Source organism: Marinimicrobium alkaliphilum, assembly GCF_003259155.1.
GTDB lineage: Bacteria > Pseudomonadota > Gammaproteobacteria > Pseudomonadales > Cellvibrionaceae > Marinimicrobium_A > Marinimicrobium_A alkaliphilum.
Window position 1 is genome coordinate 65,945 of sequence record NZ_QGMQ01000007.1, and the last position, 25,254, is coordinate 91,198.

General features: G+C 59.8%; 24 protein-coding genes. 13 read left to right on the forward strand and 11 right to left on the reverse strand.

Annotation, left to right across the window (positions count from 1 at the left end; all coding sequences use genetic code 11):
- The first annotated feature begins 15 nt into the window (after positions 1 to 15).
- Entirely contained in the window at positions 16 to 1,374 is a 1,359-nt protein-coding gene (locus DKW72_RS12350; RefSeq protein ID WP_111642844.1) for an HD-GYP domain-containing protein, read from the forward strand.
- A gap of 6 nt (positions 1,375 to 1,380) precedes the next feature.
- Here DKW72_RS12350 and asd read toward each other — a convergent pair whose 3' ends face one another.
- Positions 1,381 to 2,229 (reverse strand): archaetidylserine decarboxylase, encoded by an 849-nt coding sequence (gene asd / locus DKW72_RS12355; RefSeq protein ID WP_111642690.1) that lies wholly within the window; start codon positions 2,227 to 2,229, stop codon positions 1,381 to 1,383.
- Between the two features lie 159 nt (positions 2,230 to 2,388).
- Between asd and DKW72_RS12360 the strand changes: the two genes are divergently transcribed.
- Genes DKW72_RS12360 through DKW72_RS12375 form a run of 4 tightly spaced genes read left to right on the forward strand, consistent with a single transcriptional unit; the run spans position 2,389 to position 6,202 of the window.
- Entirely contained in the window at positions 2,389 to 3,990 is a 1,602-nt protein-coding gene (locus tag DKW72_RS12360; protein ID WP_111642691.1) for a Na/Pi cotransporter family protein, read from the forward strand.
- Positions 3,983 to 5,119, forward strand: coding sequence for a GNAT family N-acetyltransferase/peptidase C39 family protein (locus DKW72_RS12365; RefSeq protein ID WP_111642692.1), 1,137 nt, complete (start codon positions 3,983 to 3,985; stop codon positions 5,117 to 5,119). The genes DKW72_RS12360 and DKW72_RS12365 overlap by 8 nt, the downstream gene beginning before the upstream one ends.
- Positions 5,116 to 5,811 (forward strand): M48 family metallopeptidase, encoded by a 696-nt coding sequence (locus DKW72_RS12370; RefSeq protein ID WP_111642693.1) that lies wholly within the window; start codon positions 5,116 to 5,118, stop codon positions 5,809 to 5,811. The genes DKW72_RS12365 and DKW72_RS12370 overlap by 4 nt, the downstream gene beginning before the upstream one ends.
- A gap of 28 nt (positions 5,812 to 5,839) precedes the next feature.
- Positions 5,840 to 6,202: a DUF2750 domain-containing protein gene (locus DKW72_RS12375; RefSeq protein WP_111642694.1), complete on the forward strand. Its 363-nt coding sequence runs from the start codon at positions 5,840 to 5,842 to the stop codon at positions 6,200 to 6,202.
- 250 nt (positions 6,203 to 6,452) lie between these two features.
- Here the strand turns inward: DKW72_RS12375 and DKW72_RS12380 are convergent, their stop codons facing one another.
- The 4 genes from DKW72_RS12380 to DKW72_RS12395 form a co-directional block, all read right to left on the reverse strand.
- Entirely contained in the window at positions 6,453 to 7,880 is a 1,428-nt protein-coding gene (locus tag DKW72_RS12380) for a cellulase family glycosylhydrolase (RefSeq protein ID WP_111642695.1), read from the reverse strand.
- 252 nt (positions 7,881 to 8,132) lie between these two features.
- Entirely contained in the window at positions 8,133 to 10,040 is a 1,908-nt protein-coding gene (dxs, locus tag DKW72_RS12385; protein ID WP_111642696.1) for a 1-deoxy-D-xylulose-5-phosphate synthase, read from the reverse strand.
- Positions 10,041 to 10,100: 60 nt separating this feature from the next.
- Entirely contained in the window at positions 10,101 to 10,988 is an 888-nt protein-coding gene (ispA, locus tag DKW72_RS12390; RefSeq protein ID WP_111642697.1) for a (2E,6E)-farnesyl diphosphate synthase, read from the reverse strand.
- A gap of 7 nt (positions 10,989 to 10,995) precedes the next feature.
- Positions 10,996 to 11,247: an exodeoxyribonuclease VII small subunit gene (locus tag DKW72_RS12395; protein ID WP_111642698.1), complete on the reverse strand. Its 252-nt coding sequence runs from the start codon at positions 11,245 to 11,247 to the stop codon at positions 10,996 to 10,998.
- Positions 11,248 to 11,416: 169 nt separating this feature from the next.
- Here DKW72_RS12395 and pomA point away from each other — a divergent pair, with 169 nt between their 5' ends.
- The 5 genes from pomA (at position 11,417) to DKW72_RS12420 (ending at position 15,847) form a co-directional block, all read left to right on the forward strand.
- Entirely contained in the window at positions 11,417 to 12,181 is a 765-nt protein-coding gene (pomA, locus tag DKW72_RS12400) for a flagellar motor protein PomA (RefSeq protein WP_111642699.1), read from the forward strand.
- 11 nt (positions 12,182 to 12,192) lie between these two features.
- Positions 12,193 to 13,173 (forward strand): flagellar motor protein MotB, encoded by a 981-nt coding sequence (locus DKW72_RS12405; RefSeq protein WP_111642700.1) that lies wholly within the window; start codon positions 12,193 to 12,195, stop codon positions 13,171 to 13,173.
- Positions 13,174 to 13,243: 70 nt separating this feature from the next.
- On the forward strand, positions 13,244 to 14,668 hold the full coding sequence (locus DKW72_RS12410; RefSeq protein ID WP_111642701.1) for an ATP-binding protein: 1,425 nt from the start codon (positions 13,244 to 13,246) through the stop codon (positions 14,666 to 14,668).
- 1 nt (position 14,669) lies between these two features.
- On the forward strand, positions 14,670 to 15,338 hold the full coding sequence (locus DKW72_RS12415; RefSeq protein WP_111642702.1) for a response regulator: 669 nt from the start codon (positions 14,670 to 14,672) through the stop codon (positions 15,336 to 15,338).
- A 101-nt stretch (positions 15,339 to 15,439) separates the two neighbouring features.
- The gene (locus DKW72_RS12420; RefSeq protein WP_111642703.1) at positions 15,440 to 15,847 is read left to right on the forward strand and encodes a hypothetical protein; all 408 of its coding nucleotides are present in this window, start codon (positions 15,440 to 15,442) and stop codon (positions 15,845 to 15,847) included.
- 57 nt (positions 15,848 to 15,904) lie between these two features.
- Here the strand turns inward: DKW72_RS12420 and ahpF are convergent, their stop codons facing one another.
- Together ahpF and ahpC are read right to left on the reverse strand one after the other, a co-directional pair.
- Entirely contained in the window at positions 15,905 to 17,497 is a 1,593-nt protein-coding gene (gene ahpF / locus DKW72_RS12425; RefSeq protein WP_111642704.1) for an alkyl hydroperoxide reductase subunit F, read from the reverse strand.
- 149 nt (positions 17,498 to 17,646) lie between these two features.
- Complete coding sequence (gene ahpC, locus DKW72_RS12430) at positions 17,647 to 18,219, reverse strand: alkyl hydroperoxide reductase subunit C (RefSeq protein ID WP_408631109.1); 573 nt, start codon at positions 18,217 to 18,219, stop codon at positions 17,647 to 17,649.
- Between the two features lie 450 nt (positions 18,220 to 18,669).
- Between ahpC and DKW72_RS12435 the strand changes: the two genes are divergently transcribed.
- Entirely contained in the window at positions 18,670 to 19,230 is a 561-nt protein-coding gene (locus DKW72_RS12435) for an HNH endonuclease (protein ID WP_111642706.1), read from the forward strand.
- Here the strand turns inward: DKW72_RS12435 and DKW72_RS12440 are convergent.
- The 3 genes from DKW72_RS12440 to DKW72_RS12450 form a co-directional block, all read right to left on the reverse strand.
- Positions 19,227 to 20,753: a methyl-accepting chemotaxis protein gene (locus DKW72_RS12440; RefSeq protein WP_111642707.1), complete on the reverse strand. Its 1,527-nt coding sequence runs from the start codon at positions 20,751 to 20,753 to the stop codon at positions 19,227 to 19,229. The genes DKW72_RS12435 and DKW72_RS12440 overlap by 4 nt on opposite strands.
- 82 nt (positions 20,754 to 20,835) lie before the next feature.
- Positions 20,836 to 21,378 carry a DUF6436 domain-containing protein gene (locus DKW72_RS12445; protein WP_111642708.1) on the reverse strand — a complete coding sequence of 181 codons (543 nt, stop codon included), beginning with the start codon at positions 21,376 to 21,378 and terminating at the stop codon, positions 20,836 to 20,838.
- Positions 21,379 to 21,458: 80 nt separating this feature from the next.
- Positions 21,459 to 21,797: a hypothetical protein gene (locus DKW72_RS12450; RefSeq protein ID WP_111642709.1), complete on the reverse strand. Its 339-nt coding sequence runs from the start codon at positions 21,795 to 21,797 to the stop codon at positions 21,459 to 21,461.
- 180 nt (positions 21,798 to 21,977) lie between these two features.
- On the opposite strand from DKW72_RS12450, the gene DKW72_RS12455 reads away from it, so the two are divergent.
- Positions 21,978 to 23,624 carry a cation:proton antiporter gene (locus DKW72_RS12455; protein WP_111642710.1) on the forward strand — a complete coding sequence of 549 codons (1,647 nt, stop codon included), beginning with the start codon at positions 21,978 to 21,980 and terminating at the stop codon, positions 23,622 to 23,624.
- A gap of 8 nt (positions 23,625 to 23,632) precedes the next feature.
- On the opposite strand, the gene cysE is transcribed toward DKW72_RS12455, so the two are convergent.
- Positions 23,633 to 24,436, reverse strand: coding sequence for a serine O-acetyltransferase (gene cysE, locus DKW72_RS12460; protein ID WP_111642711.1), 804 nt, complete (start codon positions 24,434 to 24,436; stop codon positions 23,633 to 23,635).
- A gap of 155 nt (positions 24,437 to 24,591) precedes the next feature.
- Here cysE and DKW72_RS12465 point away from each other — a divergent pair, with 155 nt between their 5' ends.
- On the forward strand, positions 24,592 to 25,209 hold the full coding sequence (locus DKW72_RS12465) for a TetR/AcrR family transcriptional regulator (RefSeq protein WP_111642712.1): 618 nt from the start codon (positions 24,592 to 24,594) through the stop codon (positions 25,207 to 25,209).
- Positions 25,210 to 25,254: the final 45 nt, after the last annotated feature.

The window sequence follows — 25,254 nt, forward strand, 5'->3', positions numbered from 1 at the left end:
TAGGTGGAGCGCGGCGTGGCCGTAAAACAAGTAAAATTGGACGTCAGCCAAGTCACTGTAGGCATGTTTGTCTCCGGTCTCGATAGACCGTGGAGTCAGACTCCTTTTGCCCTGCAGGGCTTTCCGGTCAAGACCCAAGACGATATTCGCCTACTGCAGAGCCTGTGCAAGCAGGTGAGCATTGACGTGGCACGCTGCGATGCCCCGGCGCGTGCGAACCTGCGCGCCTATGCCTACGCCGATAGAAAACCATCCCAAGACACTGCTCCCGACACCCGACGTCCTCAGTTGCGCAAGCTGGCCAAGCCGGTTGCCCCGATCAAAGTCGAGCCTGACCGCTACCCGGTAACCCATAAGCTGTCGCGCGAGATCCAGGTCGCACGGCAAACTCACCTGCAAGCCTGTGAGGTACTGGAGCAAACCTTTGAGCGCCTCAAGGAGGGTGCGGATGGTTCGGTGGCCGAGCTGCGTGAGGTGGCGGGTGATTTGGTGGACTCGGCGTTGCGCAATCCCGATGCCATCACCTGGGTTGCCCGTATTGAAGGGCATGATCGCCACACCTATGATCACGCCGTGCGTGCCAGTGTTTGGGGTATTCTGCTGGGGCGGCATATGGGGCTGTCAAAACCCGACCTGGAGGCGTTGGCCCAGGGCTTGTTACTCAAGGATGTCGGCAAGACCCGGCTCGATCGGGTGACCCTGGAAAACGCCGAGCGCACGCCTTGGGAAGAAGAACAGTACCGTCGCTTTGTCAATTTTGGGGTCGAGATACTGCGTACGGTTCCCAATATCGATCCGCGGGTGATGGGGATAGTCAAAACCCATTGCGAGCGCCTCAACGGTACGGGTTTTCCCCTCGGGCTCAAAGGCGACAAGATTCCGTTGCTCGGGCGTATTGCGGGTATCGTGACCTTCTACGACGAGATTACCTATCCGCGCGCGGCGCAAGAACCACTGGCCCCCTCGAAGGCGGTTGCCCGGCTCTACGAGCAGCGTAATATCTTCTTTCAGGAGCAGCTGGTGGTGGAATTTATTCGCGCCATTGGTCTTTACCCTACAGGCAGTCTGGTGGAGCTGGATACCGGTGAGATTGCCGTGGTCGTGGAACAGAACTTCAAGTGGCGACTCAAGCCCCGCGTTGTGTGTGTGCTCGACCGTCGACATCAGCCCGTGTCTGAATACGAAGTGCGTGATCTGGCAGCGTATGCCGGACGCCTGGAGCGCGGTGAGCGCTTCCCGGATCCTGACGGTTACCGGATCATGCACGATTTACGCAGTGAAGGACTGGCTGTTGATCTGGAGTTGGTACGCGATTTTTACCTGCACAGCCGCCGCTGGCCTACCTGGCTCCCCTCCCTGGGATTGGCTCGCTAGGCAATATCAGATTTTGCGGCCCAGCACCTGGCCCATCACGGTGGTGCTCCCGGCCCCGTATACCGACGACCACTCATTCGCGTCTTTCGGAAACAATAAAACCACCGTTGAACCGAGTTTAAACCGGCCCATTTCTGCGCCCTTGGCCAGGCTGATATTTTGCTCCGCATAGTGGGCATCGGTCACCTCGCCCCGGCAAGGCGCCACCTCTCCCGCCCAGACGGTTTCAATACCCGCCACAATCATGGCGCCCACGAGAACCACTGCCATCGGGCCGATATCCGTGTCGAAGATCGCCACCAGTCGCTCGTTGCGGGCAAACAGTCGCGGGACTTGATTGGCGGTGGCATTATTGACGGAGAACAGCTGTCCGGGCACGCTGATCATGCGCGTGAGAGTGCCACCATAGGGCATGTGCACGCGGTGGTAGTCCCGGGGTGAGAGGTAAATTGTCGCAAACTGGCCGCCGTCAAACTGTGCCGCCAGCTCGGCGTCGCCCCCGAGCAGTTCCCGGGTGCTGTAGTCCTGGCCTTTGGCCTGAAAGATTCGCCCGTCACGAATCGCTCCGAGTTGACTGACAGCGCCGTCCGCGGGGCAGACAATGGCCCCTGGCTCCTGTGCGATGGGGCGCGCATCGGGCTTGAGGGCGCGCGTAAAAAAGTCGTTAAAGCACTCGTAGGCCAGAGGGTTCTCCTGTGCGGCCAGGGCCATGTTGACCTGGTAACGGCGTACGAACCAGCGGATAAAGGTGTTCTTTACCCAGGGCTTGCGGCAGTTGGCGATTTTCCCCACCAGGCGCGAAAGCGGGTGTTGAGGCGTGATGTACTGCAGGGCAGCGAAGAGTTTCTCGTTCATAAACGGCCGGTCATCGTGTCGGAAGGTTGGCAGGCATCTTAGCAAAAAAAAGCCGCGCTGAAAGGGCCTGTATCACACCGGCCAAGGGGCCAATTTCGGTTATGCTTATACGACTAGCGCTGAAAGTGTGGTGCACCAGAAGCTGAAAAGAGAGTACGCATGGATCTGATGACCGTCTTTGTCGGCGTGGCCGGCGGTTTGGGCTTGTTTCTGTTGGGTATGGCACTCATGACCGAGGGCCTGAAGACACTGGCCGGAGACGCCATTCGCGGGGCGCTGATGCGCTTTACCCGGAGCCCCTTCACCGGCATGTTGACCGGCGTTGTGGGCACGGCGGTGCTCCAATCTTCCAGTGCTACCATCATCGCGACGGTGGGGTTCGTGGGGGCCGGATTGCTGAGTTTTTCTCAGGCCCTGGGCATCATCATCGGTTCGGCATTGGGAACCACGTTTACGGGTTGGCTGGTGGCGCTGCTCGGCTTTAAGCTCCAGATTACGGCGGTGGCGGCCGTGCTGGTCTTTGCCGGTGCGCTGATGCGCCTGTTTGCCGGGCGACGCTGGGGTGGCCTGGGCTACGCCTTGGCCGGTTTTGGTCTGATTTTTATCGGTATCGCCGGGTTGCAGGAGGGCCTCGACGGCCTGCGAGGCTATGTGGACTTCAGCGGCTTCGCGGTTGACAGCCTTTGGGGTAAGCTCAAGCTGGTGGCGATCGGGGTGATCTTTACCATCATCACCCAGTCCTCCAGTGCCGGGGTGGTCGCGGCCTTGACCGCCCTCTTTGCGGGGACCATCAACTTCGAGCAGGCCGCCGCATTGGTCGTGGGGATGAATATCGGCACCAGTTTTACGGCGGCTGCGGCGACCATCGGCGGCAATATCCATGTCCGGCGTACAGGCTTTTCCCATGTGCTCTACAACACCACGGTCAGTAGTCTGGCGGTGTTTCTGATCACGCCCTATATCGCGCTGTGGCAGTGGTGGGCACCGGGGCAGTTGTACGCCAACGCTGAAGTCGCTTTGGTGGCCTTCCACACGTCTTTCAATCTGCTCGGTGTGGTGTTGGTGCTACCTTTTGCCCGCCAGTTCGCCCACTTTATTGAGCGCCTATTTCCGGACAAAGTGTACCCTTATCAGAAAATTCTGGATCGGGGTCTTCTGCAATACCCGGAATTGGCGCTGACGGCGGTACATACGGTGTTGACCAAAGAAGTGCAGCGAACCGCTGAACAGTTGGCCTATTTGCTGGGCGACAGTTCACGCCCGCGCCCTCTGGGAGAGGGGGACGGTGAACTGGACGCGGTGGAAGACTATATTGATGCTATCCACCTGGAGCAGACCCAGGGCAGCCAGTGGGAGCGGTTATTGGCGGCTCTGCATGTGGTCGATCATCTGCAACGCCTGCAGGATCGGAGCGAAAATAAAAGTATCCGTATGGCGTTGCGCAGCGAAGAGCGCATGCTTGAGGCTAAACAGTTGGTGTCGCAAATGGCGGCGGAGCTGCTCCATCCCAAGGGATTAACAGCCGAACAGGTGCGTGAATGGGTCGACGAACTGACGGTAATGGAAGACAATGTGCGCCAACTGACCTTACAGCAAGTGGCTCAGGGCCGCATGGAGCTCAAACAGGGCGTGAGCATGATGGACCTGATCCGCTGGTTGCAGCATGTCGCGGTGCACATCGAGAAGATCGGCGCCTATATGCGTGAGCTCAATTACCGACAACCCCAAAGTGCCGACCCCGGCTCAGGACATCATGACTGACACTGCCGACGATATTGCACTACGCAGCGCTCAAGCGCAGGACCTCGACGCCTTGTTGGCGTTGGAGAAGCGCTGCTTTGAAAGCGACCGCCTGAGTCGGCGCAGTTTCAAGCGTTGGCTCGACAGTGACCAGAGCGTCTTTCTGGTGGCTGAGAAGGCTGGGGCACTGGTGGGTTACTGCCTGGTGCTGTTTCACCGGGGCACACGCTTGGCCCGACTCTATTCGCTCGCGGTCGATCCTCAGTGGCGCGGGCGAGGATTGGCCGCGCGCCTGATTGCGGCGGGCGAGCAGGGCGCCAGCGCCAGTGGCCGGTTGGAGATGCGCCTGGAGGTGAGCAGCCTCAATACCGGGGCCATTCGCCTGTATGAAACGCTCGGTTATCGGCGTTTTGGCCTGTATCACGATTACTACGAAGATCACAGTGATGCCTTGCGCTATCAGAAGCGTATCCGTGTCTATGCGGGTGAAGGTAGCAGTCACGGTGCCATTCCCTGGCTGGCCCAGACCACACACTTCACTTGTGGCCCGGCGTCCCTGATGATGGCAATGACGGCTCTCGATCAAAATTATCAAGCCTCGCAGATGGAAGAGCTGCGCATCTGGCGTGAAGCGACCACGATTTTTATGACCTCTGGGCATGGCGGGTGCCACCCCATGGGCTTGGCCGCTGCTGCGGCCAAGCGTGGATTCAGAGTCGAGGCTTGGGTCAGTCAGGAGGGGCCGCTGTTTCTCGATGGTGTGCGCGACGAACACAAGAAAACCGTCATGGCGAGCGTGCACGAAGACTATCGTCAGGCGCTGGTGCAGGCGGAGATTCCGGTGCATTACCGGGAAGTGCGTCAGGAGGATCTGATCGCGGCCTTCCAGCAGGGCGCGGTTCCCCTGATCCTGATCAGCACCTGGCGTATGGATAGCAAAAAGGCGCCCCACTGGGTAGTCATGAGCGGTTACGACGATGATTGTATTTATGTGCATGATCCCGACCCTGACGATAACAGCCAGACCGCGCTCGACTGTCAGTTTATGCCGCTGGCGCGCAGTGATTTTGAACATATGACCGCCTTTGGTCGCAGCCGCTTGCGTACGGCGGTGATGGTGTACGGGCAAGAGGAAACGCCGCGCACATGACTTTGCCGTTCGACTACACCCTCCGCCATTCGGACCGGCGGCGCACCATTGGCCTGGAAGTGAACAAAGGTCAGGTGATTGTGCGAGCGCCTCGGGCGATTCCCCAGGCGAATGTACTGGCTTTACTTCAGGCGCGCGTGCCTTGGGTGCTGGATAAACTTGCCCGCCAGCGCAAGCGCCTGGCGGAAATACCCGAGCGCCGTTACCATGCAGGCGAGTCGCTGCCGTTTTGCGGTGAGTCACTGTCGCTGGTGATCGAGCGCGCGACGAGAGCCAATATCGAACGAGCGGGAACAGCGTTGCGTGTGGTGCTTTCCACACGCAGCCGGCTCAACGATACCGAGCAGGCCCGGCGTCTGGTGGAGCAGTGGTACAGGACCGAGGCGCTGAACCTGCTCGCAGCCAAGAGCCACGCTCTGGCCGAACGCATGGGGCTTCGTGTTGCCAATGTAAAAGTGCGGGCTACGCGCAGCAAGTGGGGCCATTGCACCCACCGGGGCGAGCTGCAGTACAATTGGCACATTCTGCTGGCACCCGCATCGGTGATCGACTACCTGGTGGCGCACGAAGTGTGCCATTTGCGCCACCCGAATCACAGCAAAGCCTATTGGCAGTGTGTGGCCAGTGTCTGTCCCAACTATCGTGCCGAGCGCGACTGGCTAAAAACTCAAGGTCATACTCTGGTGCTATGACCCCCGGATGCAACCCAAAGGAATCACTATGGAACCCCTGAGCGATGATCTGACCGAAAATTTCGACCGCTTTGTTGTCGAAGCCATAGCGACCGGCTGTGTTTGGGGGCTTGAAGGCGCGGAGGGTTGGGCTTTGTGTCCGTCCGAGGTCTGGAATACCAGCGATGTCATGCCGCTTTGGTCACAGCAGGAATTCGCGCTCGCGCACTGCCAGGACGAATGGAAAGACTACAAGCCGCAACCGATTTCTCTGGAAGAGTTGCTCGACGACTGGCTGCCGGGGATGCACGATGACGGACTGCTGATCGGCGTCAATTGGAATGATGAGCTCGAAGGTGAAGAAATAGAGCCCCTCGATCTGCTCCACGAATTCGAACAAGAACTGAGCTGAAACGCCCCGCAGCAGCGCGGCACTCACCCCAAGTAGATCGGCATTCGGTGCTCCATTGTCGGATTACGGCTGCGCCTAATCCGACCTACTTGAACAATGGCGCGCTGTCTCCTGTAGGTCGGATTAGGCGCAGCCGTAATCCGACAGTCAGGCACCCAACCCAAAACACCGTGCCCATGCCCAAGTAGGTCGGATTAGCCCGCAGGGCGCAATCCGACAGTTGGGCACCCAAATCCAGCAAGGGAAGCTATCAATTACCCTGTGAATTGCAGGTATTCACGCCGATACAGCTCTGCTCATTCTCCCAACCCCAGCCATCGCTTTGTTGTTGGCACATGGGGAAGAGCGAGCCGTACCAGTCGCAGGTGGTGGGGTCGGTATCGCCATTGTCATCGTTGTCGTTGATGACACAACTGCGCCCGTCCTCCCAGCCCCAGCCGTCTCCGGTGGCCGATGAGGAGTCGCAGCAGTAGGGGTAGCCGTTGTCGGCTGTGCCGCAGGCTGGTTCGGTGTCGCCAACAATATCCTGGCAAATCTCTGATCCGATACAGCTCTGATTGTTTTCCCAGCCCCAACTGTGATCTTGCGCTTCGCACAGTGGGTAGAGTGAGCCGTACCAGTTGCATTGTTGTCCCTCGGTGCCGCTATCCTCGTCACCATTGCCATTGCCATTGCCATTGCCATTGCCATTGCCATTGCCATTGCCATCATCGTCCTCGGTAAAGATACTGGCGATTTGTGCGGTATGGCTGATGCCGTTGGTGCTGTTAAAAAGCAGTTCGCCCCAAGGGGTGAGGTCGTTGCTGAAGTTGTAGACGATGTCGAGGGAGGCCAGCTCCGGGTTGTTGCCGGACCAGGACCAGCCCAGGTAGCCGTAGCCATATTCTTCCGCCCGGGTAATGGCCGCCTCGGCAGCGACGGCCACCCCGTAATGGTCGGCAGCGAACTCGCCGATCACGAGAGGCAGGTTCATGTCCTGAAAAGCGGATAGGTAACTGTTGACGGCGGCATCATCCGGATAGACCTCGTACATGTGTACGCTGAACACAATGTTGCGTTCCGGGTCAGCCTCGAACACGGTGGGGGCGTTGTTGAGCATGATCTGCTCCCAGTCCTGGCCCCAGTTGGCGGCATCCACCATCAAGGTGTGGCTCAGGCCGGCATTGCGCAAACGCTGGATTGCGGTGATGTGGCCGTCGGTCCAGTCGTTGGCTGAGGGTCCGTTGCCAAAGGGCTCGTTGCCGATGTTGATAATGACATAGCGTTCCTGACCGGCCAGGACATCCTGAATGTCCAGCCAATAATCCACGGCCTGGGCCAGAGTCGAGGCGGTTTGCTCGCCCCAGCCGGTGGTGTCGTGAATCTCCAGTACCGCGATCATATTTCTGGCCTTGGCCATCGCAATGATATCGGCCACCTCGGCGGCGCTGGTGCGCTGCCAGAGGACGCCATTGCTGAGCACCACGCGTACGCTGTTGGCCCCGCGGGCAGCAGCGTTTTCAAAGGATTGTGCCGTTTGATGAGTGAACCAGGCGTGCGGGACGTTGACCCCGCGCATCACAAAGGGGTTGTCGTTGGCGTCCAGCAATTGGGTGCCAGAGACGCTAAAGCCAGCCTGCGCGGAGAAGCTCAACAACAGTGCGGTGATCGCGAGTAGTGTTTTTACGGATCTTATCATCGTTATGCATCCTCAGAGTTGGTCTTGTTTTGTAACCGGTTACAAGTTCGAGGTATGCTATCCCTTAGGGTATTCAATTCCGGGGAGCTCAAAGTGACTACCGGTTACGTTCAGGGCCAGAGTGTAGTCATGTCAAAGAGAAAATCTGCGAATCTGTTGGCAAAAACGGCTTTTGTCAGCGAAGTCGCTATTCTGCATTTATCCGCCAACGAGTGGCCGGAGTGATCTCAGGGGGGCTGCGGAAGTGAGCGGTTACCCTTTTGAGGGTAAGGCGCTGCTCAAGGGCAGACCAGACAAGTGTGTACGCACGGCCTGCTCAAGTCCCTCGGCATCCAATCCTTGATCGGCCAGTTGTTGCCTTTGAGTGTCATGCTCTACAAAGGTATCGGCAAAGCCCAGATGCAGCACCGGTGTATTTCGTCCCTGGGTGCTCAGGTATTCACTCACGGCGCTGCCCGCGCCCCCGGCAATGGCATTCTCTTCCACGGTGACCAGCAGTGCATGGCTTTCTGCCATCTGGTCGATCAACGCCGTATCCAGGGGTTTCACAAAGCGCATATCGCAGACGCTGGCATTGAGGGCTTCGGCGGCACTGAGCGCGGCGGGCAGGGAAGTGCCGAAATTCAGTATCGCGACCTGCTCCCCGACTCGAAGCTGTCGGCCTCTACCCAGGGGCAGCGGCGCAAGTGCCGGGTCGATCTCGGCGCCGGGGCCGGTGCCCCGGGGGTAGCGTACGGCCGCCGGGCCGGCGTGCTGATAGGCGGTGGTCAGCAGTTGGCGACATTCGTTTTCGTCACTGGGGGTGGCGACTACCATATGGGGCACACAGCGCAGATAGCTGATATCAAAGGCCCCGCTGTGAGTGGCGCCGTCTTCACCGACCATGCCGGCCCGGTCGATGGCAAAGGTCACATCCAGATTCTGTAGCGCGACATCGTGAATCAGTTGATCGTAGGCGCGCTGTAAAAAGGTGGAGTAGATGGCCACCACCGGCTTTTGATTTTCACAGGCCATGCCCGCCGCCAGGGTCACCGCGTGTTGTTCGGCAATGGCGACATCGTAAAAGCGCTCGGGGTACTGTCTGGCAAAGTCCACCATGCCCGAGCCCTCGCACATGGCGGGAGTGATCCCGACCAGGCGCGGGTCCTGTGCCGCGGTGTCGCACAGCCATTGTCCGAACACCTGTTGGTATTTGGGGCGTTTTGTTGTCGTGGCGGCCGGGGCTTTGCGCGGCTCGATTTTGGTGAGCGCGTGGTAACCGACCGGGTCATCCTCCGCTGGCCCAAAACCCTTGCCCTTGCGGGTGATCACATGCAGCAGTTTGGGGCCTTTGACCGCGCGCAGGTTGCGCAGGTAGTGCGTGAGTTCGCCCAGGTCGTGGCCGTCGATGGGGCCAACATAGTTGAAACCCATTTCCTCGAACAGGGTGCCCGGGGAGACAAAGCCTTTGAGGTGCTCCTCGGTGCGCCGGGCAAACTCCCAGGCGGTGGGGATTTTGGTGAGTACCTGTTTGCTGCCTTCGCGCAGGGAGTTGTAAAACTTGCTGCCCCAGACTTTCGACAGGTAGGTGGCCAGCCCGCCGACGTTGGGCGAGATGGACATGTTGTTGTCGTTGAGTACCACCAGCATGTCAGTGTCGGTGTGGGCGATATGGTTCAGGGCTTCATAGGCCATACCTGCGGTCATGGCGCCATCGCCGATGATGGCGGCACATTTGCGCTTGCTGCCCGCCATTTCGCTGCCGATGGCCATGCCCAATGCGGCGCTCAGGGAGGTGCTGGAGTGGCCGACACCAAAGGTGTCGTAGTCGCTTTCGTCGCGCTTGGGGAAGCCCGACAGCCCGCCCTGTTGACGCATGGTGAACATGCGCTCGCGCCGCCCGGTCAGGATTTTGTGGGGATAGGCCTGGTGGCCAACGTCCCATACCAGGCGGTCGTCGGGGGTGTGGTAGATGTAGTGCAGCGCGATGGTCAGTTCGACCACGCCCAGACCGGCACCGAAGTGTCCCCCTGTCTGGCCTACGCAGTAGAGCATAAATGCCCGCAGCTCTTCGGCCAGTCGGGGCAGGTCCTTCTCCGCCAGTGCACGCACGTCTATCGGTGAATCGATGGCGTCCAGCAGGGGAGTGCGGGGGCGGCTTGTGGGTATCTCGTCAAACATCGCGACTTATCTTGACCGAAAAACGGTACATTGTAGGGAGTTTGCCCGGTTGTGCCTAGCTCAGTTGCCCCGGTCGACAATATATTGCGCCAGTTGGCGCAGCGCGTCGGCCCGATCATCGAAGGGGCGTAGGCTGTTCAGGGCCCGATCGCGCAGCTCGTCGGCTTTGGTGCGAGCACCCTCGAGTCCAAGCAGGGCGACATAGGTGGGTTTGTTGCGGGCGACATCGGCGCCCTGTTGCTTGCCCAGCACGGCAGTTTCCGTGGTGACGTCGAGGATGTCATCCTGCACCTGAAAGGCCAGACCGATGGCGTCTGCGTAGTCATCCAGCGCCTGCAACTGGGTCGCGTCAGCATCGCCCAGCAGCCCACCGATGGTAACGCTGGCGCGGATCAGGGCACCGGTCTTGTGTTGGTGCATCCGTTCAAGCTGAGCCAGGTCCAGGGTTTTGTCCACGGCGGCCAGGTCAATGGCCTGCCCGAGCACCATGCCCTGCGCGCCGCTCGCCTGGGTCAGCGTTCGCAGGGCCTGCAGGCGGGCTGTTGCGGCGGTCGCGGGTAAGGTGGTCAACAGTTCGAACGCCAGAGTCTGGAGCGCATCGCCGGTGAGAATGGCGGTCGCTTCGCCAAAACGGATGTGGCAGGTGGGCTGCCCGCGGCGTAGGTCGTCGTCGTCCATGGCGGGAAGGTCATCGTGGACCAGGCTGTAGGCGTGGATGGCCTCAAGTGCGCAAGCCGCCTGATCCACCGTGGCATCGGCGCTGCGGCCCAGCGCCCGGGCAGCGGCGTAGACCAATAACGGGCGTACCCGTTTGCCGCCGTTGAGCAGCGCGTAGCGCATGGCGCTCAGGAGCGGATTGTCCTCGGTGATGTCGAGCAGGCAGGCGTCCAGTGCCCGATCCACACGTTCGCGGCAGGTTTGGGCGTAGTGCGTAAAGTCGTCGCTCATGCGGCCCTCAGCCCTCGGCGCTGTCGGGCTCGGCGTCGAACGCCTGCAGCGTCAGCTCGCCCTGGTTTTCGGTCAGTTTCTGTACCTGCTGTTCGGCGGCCGCGAGTCGGGCCTGGCAGTCGCGGGTCAGGGCAATACCTTCCTCAAAGGCCTTGAGGGACTCCTCCAGGCTCAAGTCGCCGCTTTCCATACGGTTGACCAGGCCTTCAAGAGCGCTCAAGCTCTGCTCAAAATCGGCCGATTTCTTCTTTGTTGGCATAATGTGTCTCTGACAGGTTGAGAATTTGGCGTTGCCGCCGATGACCTAGTATAAACCTGCAGCGGCCATCTTGGCAGGGCAGTTCGGTCAGCGGTGTACAACAAGATGACCTGCGCCCGGCGATAGCGGATAATGGCCGGCAATGTGTGATTAACTGGGGAGTCGTTCTGTGGATCTGGCAACACTCATAGGGCTGGTCGGCGCGGTCGGCCTGATTTTCGTGTCCATGTACATGTCGGGGGAGTTTGGCATGTTTGTCAACCCGGCTTCCCTGGTGATCGTGATCGGGGGCAGTACCTTTGCGGTCATGGCCAAATACAGCCTGGGCCAGTACTTTGGCGCCTTCAAAGTCGCCGGCAAGAGCTTCGTGTTCAAAAACGATGACCCGATGGACCTGATTGATGAGATCGTTGACCTGGCGGACAATGCCCGCAAAGGCGGTCTTCTGTCCCTGGAGAACCGCGAGGTCAGCAACCCCTTTCTGGCCAAGGGCATCCAACTGCTGGTGGATGGTCACGAGGCGGATGTGGTGCGCACCATGCTGCAGAAGGACAAGTCCCTGGCGGAGCAGCGGCACTACAACGGTTCCTCCATTTTTGCCTCCCTGGGGGAAGTGGCCCCGGCCATGGGGATGATCGGTACCCTGATCGGCCTGGTGGCGATGCTCGCCAATATGGACGACCCCAAGGCCATTGGCCCGGCCATGGCCATCGCCCTGCTGACCACCCTCTACGGCGTACTTCTGGCCAATGCCATATTCCTCCCCATTGCCGACAAGCTCAAGCTGCGTGCGGCAGAGGAGTCTATGAACAAGAACATGATTATCGATGGTATGTTGGCGATTCAGCAGGGCCAGAACCCCCGGGTGATCGATGCCATCCTGCGTGCTTACCTGCCCGAGAACAAGCGCGATGTTATTGACGCTGGAGGCTGACGGCTGGCGCCATGAGTGACGATACCGAGTTCAAGCCGCCCGAGGCCCGTTCGCTGCCACCCTGGATGGCCACCTTTGCCGACCTGATGGCACTCTTGATGTGCTTTTTTGTGTTGCTGTTGTCGTTTTCCGAGATGGACGCCATGCAATTCCGGCGTTTGGCCGGTTCGCTGGCACAGGCGTTTGGTGTGCAACAGGAAATTCGGGTCGATGAGGTCCCCAAAGGCACCAGTATCATCGCCCAGGAGTTCAGCCCGGGGCGCCCGGAGCCGACCCCAATCAATGAGATTTTCCAGAGCACCGACGACATCACCCAGATGAGCCTGGAAGTCCTGTGTGCGCAAGAGTATGACATTCAGCGCGGCGAAATTGATGAGACCGGGCGAGAGGCGGTCACCCAGCGGCTGGAAGCGCTGATTGCCCAGACCGAGGAGGCCGCGGCGGATCTGGCTCAGCGGCTCGAGAGTCGTATCGTTTCCGGGCAAATCGAGATCGAAACCCGCGGCCGACAGATTATCATCCGTATTCGTGAGCAGGGCTCATTTCCCTCGGCGTCGGCTCAGCTCAACCCCGATTATTTTGACGTGATGGACGAGATTCGGGCGGTACTGATGCTCAAGCCCGGGGGCATTCAAGTCCACGGTCATACCGACAGCTTGCCCATCAGCTCGGAGCGCTTCCGTTCGAATTGGGATCTGTCCTCGGCGCGCGCCGTGTCGGTGGCACACGAGCTGATGCGCGGAGACTATCTGGAGGAGCGGCGCTTTCAGGTATCCGGGTTCTCCGATACCCGGCCACTGGCGACCAACGCTACCCCGGATGGTCGAGCGCGCAACCGGCGCGTCGAGATTGTCATTCGTCAGGGCCTGGACGACGAACTCACGGACGAAGAGTTGGAGCTCCTGCGCAGTACCGAGGGGGAGGACATCATGCGCGATCTGGACTTGGAGCCGGATTACATCTTTGATCTGGACGAGGATGAGGTCTTCTGATTGGTGAATTCATACTGTCTGCACATTTAACCGCTAGTCTGGCCGACAGTGTTACTACCGGATCCCGGTTATGCGTATCCGTCTGAGGTACAAACTCTTCGCGCTCCTACTGCTCGCCAACGCGGCTCTGGCGAGCGCTATTCTGTATGCCAACAGTCGCGCTTTCAGCGACAGTTTCGATACTTATTTGAACCAGGTGCAATACCGGCGGCTTTCGCCTTTACTCGACCGTCTGGCGGACGAGTACCGGCGCGAGGGCAGCTGGGACTTTGTCGATGACCGCGCCGAACACCTCGCCCGGATCGGGCGGCGTTTTTTCTGGCCAGAGCACCGCAGAGGCCGCAGTGAGCGCCCCGGCGAGCCGGACTATCGGCGCGCCCGGCAGGGGAGCGGTGACAAGCCCGACCCGCCCATGCAATTACGCAGTGCCAGTGGTGAGTTGGTATGGCGTATCGGCGCATCCGACAAAGCGCTGAGCTGGTATGCCATTGAGGTCGATGGCGAGGCGGTGGGCGAGCTCGGGGTGCCGCGCAATCTGCGCTTGATGCATGAGTTTGATCAGGTCTTTGCCGAGCAGCAGCGTCGACAGCTGTTTTGGATCACCCTGATTGCCCTCAGTCTCGCGGCGGCGATTGCCATTCCGTTCGCGGCCGCCATCGTGCGCCCGATCAGTCGCTTGCAAGGTGCGAGTGCGCGCCTGGCCGCGGGTGACTACAGCCAGCGCTTGCCTGAACAGGGCCGCGATGAGTTGGCCGACCTGGCCCGTGACTTCAATCATTTGGCCGCGGCGTTGGCAGACAATCTCAGCGCTCGTCAACGCTGGGTTGCGGATATTTCCCACGAGTTGCGCACCCCCGTGGCGGTGCTGCAAGCGGAGCTCGAAGCCCTGCGCGACGGCATCAGTCGACCCGACCCCGAGACCCTCAATTCATTGCATCAGGAAATTCTCCGCCTGGGGCGCCTGATCGGTGACCTGCACGAACTGTCGCTCGCCGACGCCGGGGCGCTCAGCTACCGCATGCATTCCCTCGACCTCATGGCGGTGCTGCGCCAGGCTCTGGAACACGCCCGCCCGCTGATGGCGCAGCGGTGTATCAGCTGTACGCTCAAGGGGCCCGACACAGCCGTGCCGGTGCGTGGCGACAATGAACGCCTGACCCAGTTGTTCAACAATCTGATACGCAACACCCTGGACTACACCGAGGGCAGTGCCGAGCAGCCGGGAACATTGGTGATTGAGGTTCAGGTAACCCCGGAGCAGGTCTGGGTGTCCTGGCAGGACTCACCCCCGGGCGTGCCGGACGAGGCCTTGAGCCATTTGTTTGAGCGTCTGTACCGGGTCGATGGGTCGCGCGACCGCGCCAGTGGCGGGTCGGGCCTGGGCCTGGCCATTGCCCGGGAAATTGTGCACGCTCACGGTGGTGAGATTCGTGCGACCCACTCCCCGTTGGGCGGTCTGGCCCTGCGACTGACACTGCCTGCCGCGAGGGTGTGAGATGTCCCATATTCTGATTGTCGAAGACGAGCAAAAACTGGCACAGGTGCTTGAACAGTATCTCATCCGCGAGGGGTACGCGGTGCAGTGCTGTTACCGGGGCGACAGCGCGCTCGATTGGCTCGCCCGCAACAGCACAGACCTGATCCTGCTTGATCTGATGTTGCCGGGTGTCGACGGTCTGTCCCTGTGCCGGGAGCTGCGCAAAACCAGAACCACACCGGTGATCATGACCACCGCCCGGGTCGAGGAAATTGACCGCCTGCTGGGGCTGGAGCTGGGCGCCGACGATTATATCTGCAAACCCTACAGTCCGCGGGAAGTGGTTGCGCGCGTGCGCGCCGTATTGCGCCGAACGCAAAGCTTGCCCGAGCCGGAGAACAGCGAGGCATTGAGGCTCGAGCCCGACAGCAATCGGGTGCACTTGGCGGATGCCTCCGTGGAGCTGACGGCCATTGAAATGCGCCTGCTGGACACGCTGATTCAACGTCCGGGGCGCATCTATTCACGCGATCAGTTGATGGATGTGGTCTACCCGGACCAGCGGGTGGTCAGCGACCGCACCATCGACAGCCACATCAAAAATCTGCGCAAAAAACTCCAGCAACTCGCGCCACAGCAGGAGTTTGTGCGCTCGGTATACGGCGCCGGTTACAAATACGAAGGCTAAGTTCCTCGGTTTCTCCACACTCTGTGCAAATGTGGTGGGCATAGTGGCTACGGTGAGAGGGCAACCCCCGCCCCGATTATCAAACCCCTGAGGAAACAGCCATGAAACTGATGACCATTGCCTTGCTGAGCGCCGCCCTGATGACCAGTGCCGTTCCGGCCCTGGCCGATAGCCAACAGCACCCCCGTGCCGAGCGCTTCACTTACATTTTTGAGCAGCTTGAGTTGACCGATGCCGAGCGCGAGCAGGTGCGCGAGGTCATGCGTGAGGTGATGCAGGAACGACGTGAGATGATGCGCGCAGCGCGTACAGCCGGCGCTGAACGCCCGAGCCGTGAGGACCGACAACAAGCACGCGCCGAAGCCAGAGAGACCCTCACCTATCGCCTGGGTGAAGTCATCTCAGCCGAGCAAGTGGACGGTTTGTTGACCTATATGGATGCCCATCGAGGCGAGCGTGGCCACGCCCGTCAGCACCGGGGCAAACGCGGTGAGTGGCGCTCGCGCTAGTTCAGTTCTCCGATGCAGTCGAGCCCGGACCCGGGCTCGACGTTCAACCACGGAGTACTAGGCGGGTTCGGCTTCCGCTGTTTCGGGTGCCGCGACCTCGTCGTCGACCGACTGACGAATCAGGTAATCAAAGGCACTCAGCCCCGCAGTCGCACCGGCACCCATGGCAATGACAATCTGCTTGTGGGGGATGGTGGTGGCATCACCGGCGGCAAACACACCGGGCATTGAAGTCGCGCCGTGAGCGTCGATCTCAATCTCGCCAAAGCGGTTCAGTTGCAGGTCGCTGCCCTTGAGCCACTCGGTGTTGGGCACCAGACCGATCTGGACAAAGATGCCTGCCAGTTCGATGCTTTTCAGTTCACCGCTGACCCGATCCTTGTAGGTGATGCCGGTCACTTTCTCGCCGTTGCCGTTCACTTCGGTGGATTGGGCGTTGAGGATGATGTCGACGTTCTTGAGCGAACGGGCTTTGCGCTGGAGTACGTCGTCTGCCTTCAGGGTGTCAGCAAATTCGAGTACGGTGACATGCTCGACAATGCCCGCCAGATCAATGGCCGCTTCAATGCCGGAGTTACCGCCACCGATCACCGCCACGTGCTTGCCTTTATAGAAGGGGCCGTCGCAGTGCGGGCAGTAGGCCACGCCCTTGTTGCGGTACTTGGCTTCGCCGGGTACGCCCAGTTCGCGCCAGCGGGCACCGGGGGCCAGGACGATGGATTTACTCGACAGGGTGGCACCGCTTTCGAGTTCAACATCGACCAGCTTGTGGCGGGCGACGCTGGCCGCGCGCTGCTCGGTGATGATGTCGACACCGTATTCCTTGACGTGCTGCTCCAGGGCGGCAGACAGCTTCGGTCCTTCGGTGTAGGACACGGAAATAAAGTTCTCAATGCCCATGGTGTCCATCACCTGGCCGCCAAAACGCTCGGCCAGTAGGCCTGTGCGAATGCCTTTGCGCGCGGCATAAATGGCCGCTGCGGCGCCGGCAGGTCCGCCGCCAACGATCAGCATGTCATAGGGTTCCTTGTCGTTCAGGGCCTCGGCGGCGCGCTGGGCGGCGCCAGTATCGACCTTGTTGACGATCTCCTGCAGGCTCATCCGGCCTTGGCCAAAGTGCTCGCCGTTGAGGTACACTGCGGGTACTGCCATCACCTGGCGCTGCTCGACTTCTTCCTGGAACAGGCCGCCGTCGATCATCACGTGGGTGATGCCGGGGTTCAGGGTCGCCATCAGGTTCAAAGCCTGGACCACGTCCGGGCAGTTCTGGCAGGACAGGGAAATATAGGTCTCAAAATGGTACTCGCCCTTGAGTTCGCGAATCTGCTGGAGCAGTGCGGGGTCCGCCTTGGACGGGTGGCCGCCGGCTTGCAGCAGGGCGAGTACCAATGAGGTAAATTCGTGGCCCATCGGGATGCCGGCAAAGTTGACTCGCGGCTGCTCGCCCGCAGGCCCTACTGCCATGCTCGGGGTGCGCTTGTCAGTACCTGGCTGGAGGGCGATTTTGTCAGAAAGCCCGGCGATTTCTTCCGCGAGGCTTTGCAGTTCTTTGGCTTTGTCACTGTCGTCACTGGACACACGGATTTCAATCGGTTTGACGATATTCTGCAGGTAGGTGTCCAGTTGCTTCTTCAGATTGGCATCCAACATCGGTGTGTCCTGTCGTCGATAGGGTGGCTAAAAAGGGGGTAAAAAAGCCCACCTTGCGGTGGGCAAAAACACGAGCTTACATACCCGGCTAAAAGACTGGCCGGGCACAGGTTCCGGGCAGCGGGGGCGCCGCCCGAAGAGGGCAAAGCTTAGATTTTGCCAACCAGGTCCAAAGACGGCTCCAGAGTGGCCTCGCCTTCTTTCCATTTGGCCGGGCAAACTTCACCGGGGTGAGCGGCAACGTACTGAGCAGCTTTGATCTTGCGCAGCAGCTCTTCGGCGTTGCGGCCGATACCACCGGCAGTGATTTCAACGATCTGTACGCGGCCTTCGGGATCGACAACAAAGGTACCGCGATCGGCGATGCCTTCTTCTTCGATCAGAACACCGAAGCTGCGGCTCAGTTGACCCGTGGGATCAGCCAGCATCGGAAATTGCAGCTTGCCGATGGTTTCAGAAGAGTCGTGCCACGCTTTGTGGGTGAAGTGGGTGTCGGTAGAAACCGAGTAGATCTCTACGCCCAGCTTCTGGAATTCGGCATAGTTGTCCGCCAGGTCACCCAGCTCGGTGGGGCATACAAAGGTGAAGTCAGCGGGGTAAAAGAAGAATACAGACCACTTGCCTTTAACGCTGGCGTCATTGACGTCGACGAACTCGCCGTTGTGGTAGGCTTTGGCGGAAAAGGCTTGCAGTTCAGAGTTGATATAACGTGACATAGTCATGAAGCTCCTTGTTCATAGATGGGTGGAATAAGTGATAACGGTGCGTATCCTATTAAATCTGCTGATTTAATTGAAGTAACAAATACCAATAGCGGTAATAGCCTTAGGTAATAACCGCCGAAGACGTCCGGCGTGTAGGAGATATCCCACAGTAATCTCCGCCTTTTGCCTCTGGAATCAAACGGTTAAAACGGGAAAACTGATCAGCGTAGGGATACGGCACAAGGAGTGTGAGCGAGGGAAAGGATGAATGCAACTACAGGGCCAGGCAAGGCCCATCCTGTAAGTGAGCCCCATACGGCATCCCCCTGTCGTATGGGGCTTTTTTTGTGGGTTTGGCAGGCAATATGCACAAAAAACTGGCGCTTTGGTCATTAAATGTTCATAGTTATCCGTAAGAGTATTTAGGTGTAAGAGCCGGCGTCAAAGCCTGTTTACCCGGGGGTGTTGATGGAAGCGAGAATTCTGCGACTCAATGCGGCGGGGCAGCCCATCGAATGGCTGCACTGGAAAGATGCGGTCTGTCTGTATGCCCGTGATCTGGTCTGCTGGAGCCTGGGTGGCTTTGTGCGCCGGGTACACGGCGGGCGCTCGCGCATCACCGGCCAGCAGACCACCATGGACTTACCGGCCATCATCGCCTGCGGCGGCGGGCGTCTGGCCCAAATGCGGCGGGTGCCGCCCCTGACCAATCGGGCATTGTTTGCCCGTGATCACCATCAATGCCTGTACTGCGGCCGCCTGTTTGAATTTGGCCTGCTCTCGCGTGACCATGTCCACCCGATCAGCCGCGGCGGGCGCGACATCTGGAGCAACGTGGTCACGGCGTGCAAACGTTGCAATCAGCACAAAGGCAACCGCCTGTTGAGTGATATCAACATGGAGTTGCTGGCACTGCCCTTCTGTCCCAATACCGCCGAGTACCTGGCGCTGATCAACAGCGACCGGATTCGCGGTGATCAGATGGAGTTTTTACGCCCGCAGTTTAGTCGGCGACGGGATTGGCACTAGCGGTCGGAGTCGCCCCCTGACACCTGAAAGCGGTTGGCCAGTCGCTCCAGCGCTTGCGCCAAGGCGATCAGCTCTTGCCCCGCATTGGCGGCGTTGCCGGCATTGCTCAGATTCTGGGCGCTGCTGCTGACAATATTGCCAATGCTGGCGCTTACTTCTCCCGCCGTACTTTCCTGCTCTTCCGTGGCTTGGGCTACCTGGGTATTGAGCTGGGTGATCCGATCCATGGCGCTCACGACTTGGGCCAAACGCGCCTGGCTGCTTTTGATGTGGTCCACGCAGGTTGCGACCTGGGTCTGGCTGGTATCGATCGCGGCCACAGCCTGCTTGCTGCCATCCTGAAGGTCCTGAATGATGGTGCGAATTTCCTGAGTTGACTCCTGGGTGCGTCGGGCCAGGGTGCGCACTTCGTCGGCGACCACGGCAAAGCCGCGCCCTTGCTCCCCGGCGCGCGCCGCTTCGATGGCGGCGTTAAGTGCCAACAGATTGGTCTGTTCCGCGACTCCCTGGATGACTTCCAGTACCCGGTCGATATCGGCGGTGCGCTGGTCCAGAGCCCGAATGGTGTCGGCGGCTGAGCGGATGTCTTCGGCCATCAGGTTAATGGCTTCTTCGGTCTGTTGGCCTGCGTTGCTGGCGGCATCGATGTCCCGATCGATCTCATTGACGGTTTCGGCCGCACGTTGGGCGCTGCCCGAGATGTCGCGTGCGGTTACAGAAAGCTCTTCGGCTGCCCGCGCTACCCGGTCGGTATCCTGTTGCTGGGCGCTGGCGCGGGTGTGAATATCGGCGGTGAGTTCACCTACGCGCCGGCCGCTGATGCCAACCGCCTGGTTGACACTTTTGACTTCGCTCACCAACTGATCAAGGGCGTCCGCATAACGGTTGAAGTGCACCAGGGCTGGCTGCGAGCCATCGGTGCGCGGGCGCAAGTCGACCACCCTCGGGTCCCGAGTGCTCTCGTCGATGGCGGCCATCAAGGCCTGCCCCTGGATGGCGTCGCCTCGTGCGCGCAATGCAATCCAGATCAGAATCAGGGCCTCGGCGGTGGCGTAGCCGGCGTGTACCCAGATGATCCACCAGCCCGTTGCGGTGTCGGTCACCAGCCACACCCCGGCGCCCTGGCTCTGAAGGTAAAAAAAGCTCAAGTGGTGAACAGCCACCACCGCGAGAGCGGCGACAATGGGCACCCAGTCACGGTAGTAGAGCAGTACTGCCATCAATGCAAAAATGCCGAAATGAAACTCCACCATGCCGTGAGCCTGGTGAATATTAAGGGCGGAAAAGACCATCAGGCCGGCGCCCATCACCGCGCGCGTCAGGATCTCCCCGGGGGCGATGAGGCTGAGGGCGTGCATGGCGGCGAGGGTGGCACCGCCAACGATCAGGGCCTCCGCCCAGGTGTTGTACCAGAAGGCCAAGAGCAGGCTGTACACCATCAGACCATAGGCCACGGCAAGGACCAGTCTGTCCGCGTTGGCGTAATGGGTTTGCAGGTGGGCGTGCAGGGAGGCGTTGTTCATAAAAGTACCGTAACTATAGAACACAAGGGGGAGTGCGAGTGCTTACCAACAAGATCGGCCGTGTCGGTTAAAACTGAAATACTCAGTTATGAGCAAGTGGCCACTGGCAGTAACAGCCGACCGCTTCCTGATTGACCCAGTGCGGGTTCTCGCCGCTTTCCAGGGCGATCATCACCCGCGCTACCAGGTCGTCGCCGACACCGCAAATGACGCCGCTGTTATAGGGGCCCAGGTAAGCGAGGTCGCCTTTGGCGTCCCAGATTGCAACAGCGGGTGAAGCCGGGATCCAATCAAAGTCAGTTGCTTTGGCGTCTGAAGCATCAATACGCAGGCTGTGTACGGCAGGATCATATTGAGCTTCTAATACGTCGATGTGTGGCAAGCTGAAGCGGGTGCAAGGGCAACGGCGGTCAACAAAATGCACCATTACAATCTGCCCGTCGGGGGCTGTTGCAGGCGGGGGCGGCGGCGTGCCCTCGGTGCGGAAGGTGTACCACTGGTTATTGTCGTAGGCGCCGGTCCAGCGGGCCTGAAAATACCAGAAGGCGACCGCGCAGATAAGCAGCCAGGAACCAACCACCAGCCAGGCGAGGGCGCGATGTCGAAGGGTGGCTGGGCGTGTCATGAGGGTACCTGGTCGGCATGGGTGCGGCTGGCCCTATTGTAGCGGCCCGGGCACATGCTGTCAGCCTGACGGTGTCGAGCTCAGTCGATCGCCCGCCCCCGATACATCCGCTTGGGTTTGGCGGCGGTATCGCCGCTGGGCTTGCTGTCGGTCAAGGTCACCTGGCCCCGGTAGACTTTTGTGGTCTGCTTGGGCAGCTCTGGTTGGTGTGCCGCCAGCACCCCGGTCCAGGGTTCGCCGGCCAGCTCAAACAGTTCCTTGATCAGGGTTTTGCTGATAACGTCCTTGCTTTGATGGTAAAACGCGGCCAGCTCATGGAACATGTCCGGGTTGGCCATTTTTATGCTTGGTTTCATATCCGAAGGTACCCGGCGTCTGATTTCGTAAACCAGTTCGATCATGGCTCTGGTATATTGCATGGGTGACTCCAACGACTAGGGCATAAGCGCATTGGCTTTTATGCAGCAAGAATCTGGCCATGCTGTACCGGGTGCCCGGTCGCTGGGCCAGGTCTCCGTGCGGGCGCACCAATTTGGTGCAAGGTGATCTGTTTTCTGCCTTAATGTGGGCTTCCAATAGGATTGACTGGGGAGTAGTCAGTGTTAGATACCAGCTTATTAGCCGATAACCCGTTCCTGGAGTTCTCGGCCTTGTTGCTGTTGGCGGCGGTGTTTGGCATCGCTGCCCGTTTCTTGAAGCAGCCGCTGATCGTGGCGTTTATCGCACTGGGTATTATCGCGGGCCCTTCCGCGCTCGACCTCATCTACTCCACCGATCAGGTGCACCTGCTGGCGGAGGTGGGTATTGCCATACTGCTCTTCGTGGTGGGGCTTAAGCTCGACGTCAGCCTGATAAAAACCACCGGTGGGGTGGCGCTGTCGACGGGGCTGGGGCAGGTCCTGTTTACGTCCCTGTTTGGCTTTCTGATTGCCCTCGCGCTCGGTTTCAGCGCGATGGCCGCGCTCTATATTGCTATCGCGCTGACGTTCTCCAGTACCATCATCATTGTCAAACTGCTCTCGGACAAGCGCGAGATCGACGCCTTGCACGGGCAGATCGCCATCGGCTTTTTGATCGTTCAGGACATCGTCGTGATCCTTGTGATGATCGTGCTTTCGGCCATGGCGCTGGAGGGGACCGGCAGTATGGGGATGATTGTTGGTGGCGTGGTGCTCAAAGGGTTTGCGCTTGTGGTTTTCACCGGCCTGATGATGAAGTATGTGTTGCCGCGTTTTACCAACTACCTCGCGGGCAACCAGGAATTGTTGGTGCTCTTTGCCATCGCTTGGGCGGTGGCGCTGGCCGCCGGTAGCGATCTGATGGGGTTCAGCCGGGAGGTGGGAGCCTTCCTTGCCGGTGTTTCATTGGCATCGACCCACTATCGGGAGGTCATCAGTGGCCGCCTGGTCAGTATCCGGGATTTCCTGCTGCTGTTCTTCTTTATCCACCTGGGCTCTCAGCTGGACCTGTCGCTGCTCGGGGCGCAGGTCTGGGCGGCGTTGGCGTTGTCAGTTTTTGTGCTCGTGGGCAACCCGATCATTGTCATGGTGATTATGGGGTTGATGGGCTATCGCAAGCGCACCGGGTTTCTCGCCGGTTTGACGGTGGCGCAGATCAGTGAGTTCTCTTTGATTTTTGCGGCCCTGGGGTTGACCCTTGGCCATATCAGTGACGAGGTGGTCGGCTTGATTACCCTGGTGGGGTTGATCACCATCGCCATGTCTACCTACATGATTCTCTATTCCCATCCGCTGTTCGAGCGCTTGTCGCCCCTGCTCAGTATTTTCGAGCAAGATCGGCCGCATCGGGAGTCGGAGGAACGCAAAAATGCCGGGCGCCAGTTCGACGTGATTGTGTTTGGGCTGGGCCGCTATGGCGGCAGCATGGCCCGCAAACTCAAGGCTCAGGGTAACAGTGTGCTGGCGGTGGATTTTGATCCCCAAGCCGTGCGTCTGTTTCAGGAGGAGGGCATCGATACCCAGTATGGCGACCTGGAGGACCCGGACCTGGCGGAGCAGTTGCCCATCAGCGGCGCGCGCTTCGTGATCAGCTCCGTGCCCATGGTGCATGGCAATCGCAGCTTGGTAAAAAGCCTACGCGCGAATGGCTTTGAGGGTAAAGTCATTGTTACCGCTCACCATGAAGGCCAAGCTGCGGTGCTGCGCCGTGAACCCGGTATTGACCGGGTGTTGATGCCCTTTATCGATGCTGCGGAACAGATTTGCGAGCATCTGGAGAAAGCCTGACCGGATGACTATTTGTCCTGCAGCCGGTGGTCCATGGAGCGCGACGGTTGGTTGCAGTTGCTGTCACCTACGACGGTAGCCGGGACGCCCGCGACCACTTTGCGCGCGGGCACCGGTTTGAGTACGACGCTGCCTGCCCCCACCTTGGCACACTCGCCAATTTCGATATTGCCCAGAATTTTCGCGCCGGCACTGATGAGTACGCCGCGGCGCACTTTCGGGTGGCGATCGCCGCTCTCTTTACCGGTGCCGCCCAAGGTCACCGATTGCATCATCGACACATCGTCTTCGACGACGGCGGTTTCGCCGATGACAATGCCCGTGGCATGATCGAACATGATGCCCTTGCCGATGACCGCGGCCGGGTGGATATCCACACCGAACACCACCGAAATCCGGTTCTGTAAATACAGCGCCAAGGATTGCTGGTTCCGTTGCCAGAGCCAGTGGGCAATACGGTAGCTCTGTAAAGCATGAAAGCCCTTGTAGAACAGAAAGGGTGTGGTCAGAGCGTGGCAGGCGGAGTCGCGCTCGTTTACCGCCATCAGGTCGGCGCGTACCGCAGCGCCGATGGCGGGATCATCCGCCAGGGCCTGCTCGATCACTTCGCGCACCAGCATGGCGGGTACCGCCGGGCTGTCGAGCTTGTTCGCCAGGTGGAAGCTCAGCGCTGCCTCCAGGGTGTCGTGATTGAGAATGGTGGTGTAGAGGAAGCTCGCCAGCACCGGCTCGGCCTGGGCTTGGTCCCGGGTGTGGCGACGAATCTCTTCCCAGACGGGGTCATTGCTCAGCGGCGCGACGGTGGCAGTCATGGCGGTTCCTGATTCTCATAAGTGTCAGGTCCCCATTATTGGGGGTGGGCGGCGGAATTTCTACCCCCGGCGTTGCCATCGCGCGGTTGACAGCAAGGGCCAGAGTCATTACATTAACGGACTGACCAGTCCGTCCGTATTGAGGCCAGCCCGAAATGACCGAGCTTAAACCGAAGCGAGTCCATAAGCCCGCAGATCAGCGCCGTTCCGAAATTCTCGCAGCCGCCTGTCGCGTCTTTGCCGAGCAAGGCTATCAGCGGGCCGATATGCAGGCGGTGGCCGATGCCGCCGGGGTTGGCAAGGGTACGGTGTATCGGCATTTGGCGAGCAAGGAGGAGCTGTTTTCGGCCGTGCTGGATGATTGTCTGGAGCGCCTGATGCAGGCGATTGCCGAGGGCGTAGAGAGCCGAGAGGACCCCATTGAGCAGCTGCGCGAGCTGATGCGTGCCTACCTGTTGTTCTTTGAAAACAATCCCGAGGTTATCGAGTTGCTCGCCGAGGAGCGGATTGCCTTTCCGGATCGCAAGGCCTCGAGTTATTTTGCCCGTGCCCCCGAAGGGCGCGAGGAAATCGGCTTACCGCTGTTCGAGCGTCTGGCACAGACCTGTGAGCTGCGAGATTTTGCGCTGGAGGACATTATGGATGCGGGAGCTGACCTGATCCATGGCGCGGTTTTCTTGCAATGTTCGCCGCACCGGACCAAGCCCCTGAGCGAGCGCTTTGACACCTTGTTCGAGATTTTCATGCAGGGGATTCTGAAGCCTCCGCACTGAGTCTTGTTGGACCCCTCTGGGTGCCGTGCGCAAGATTGACTGATT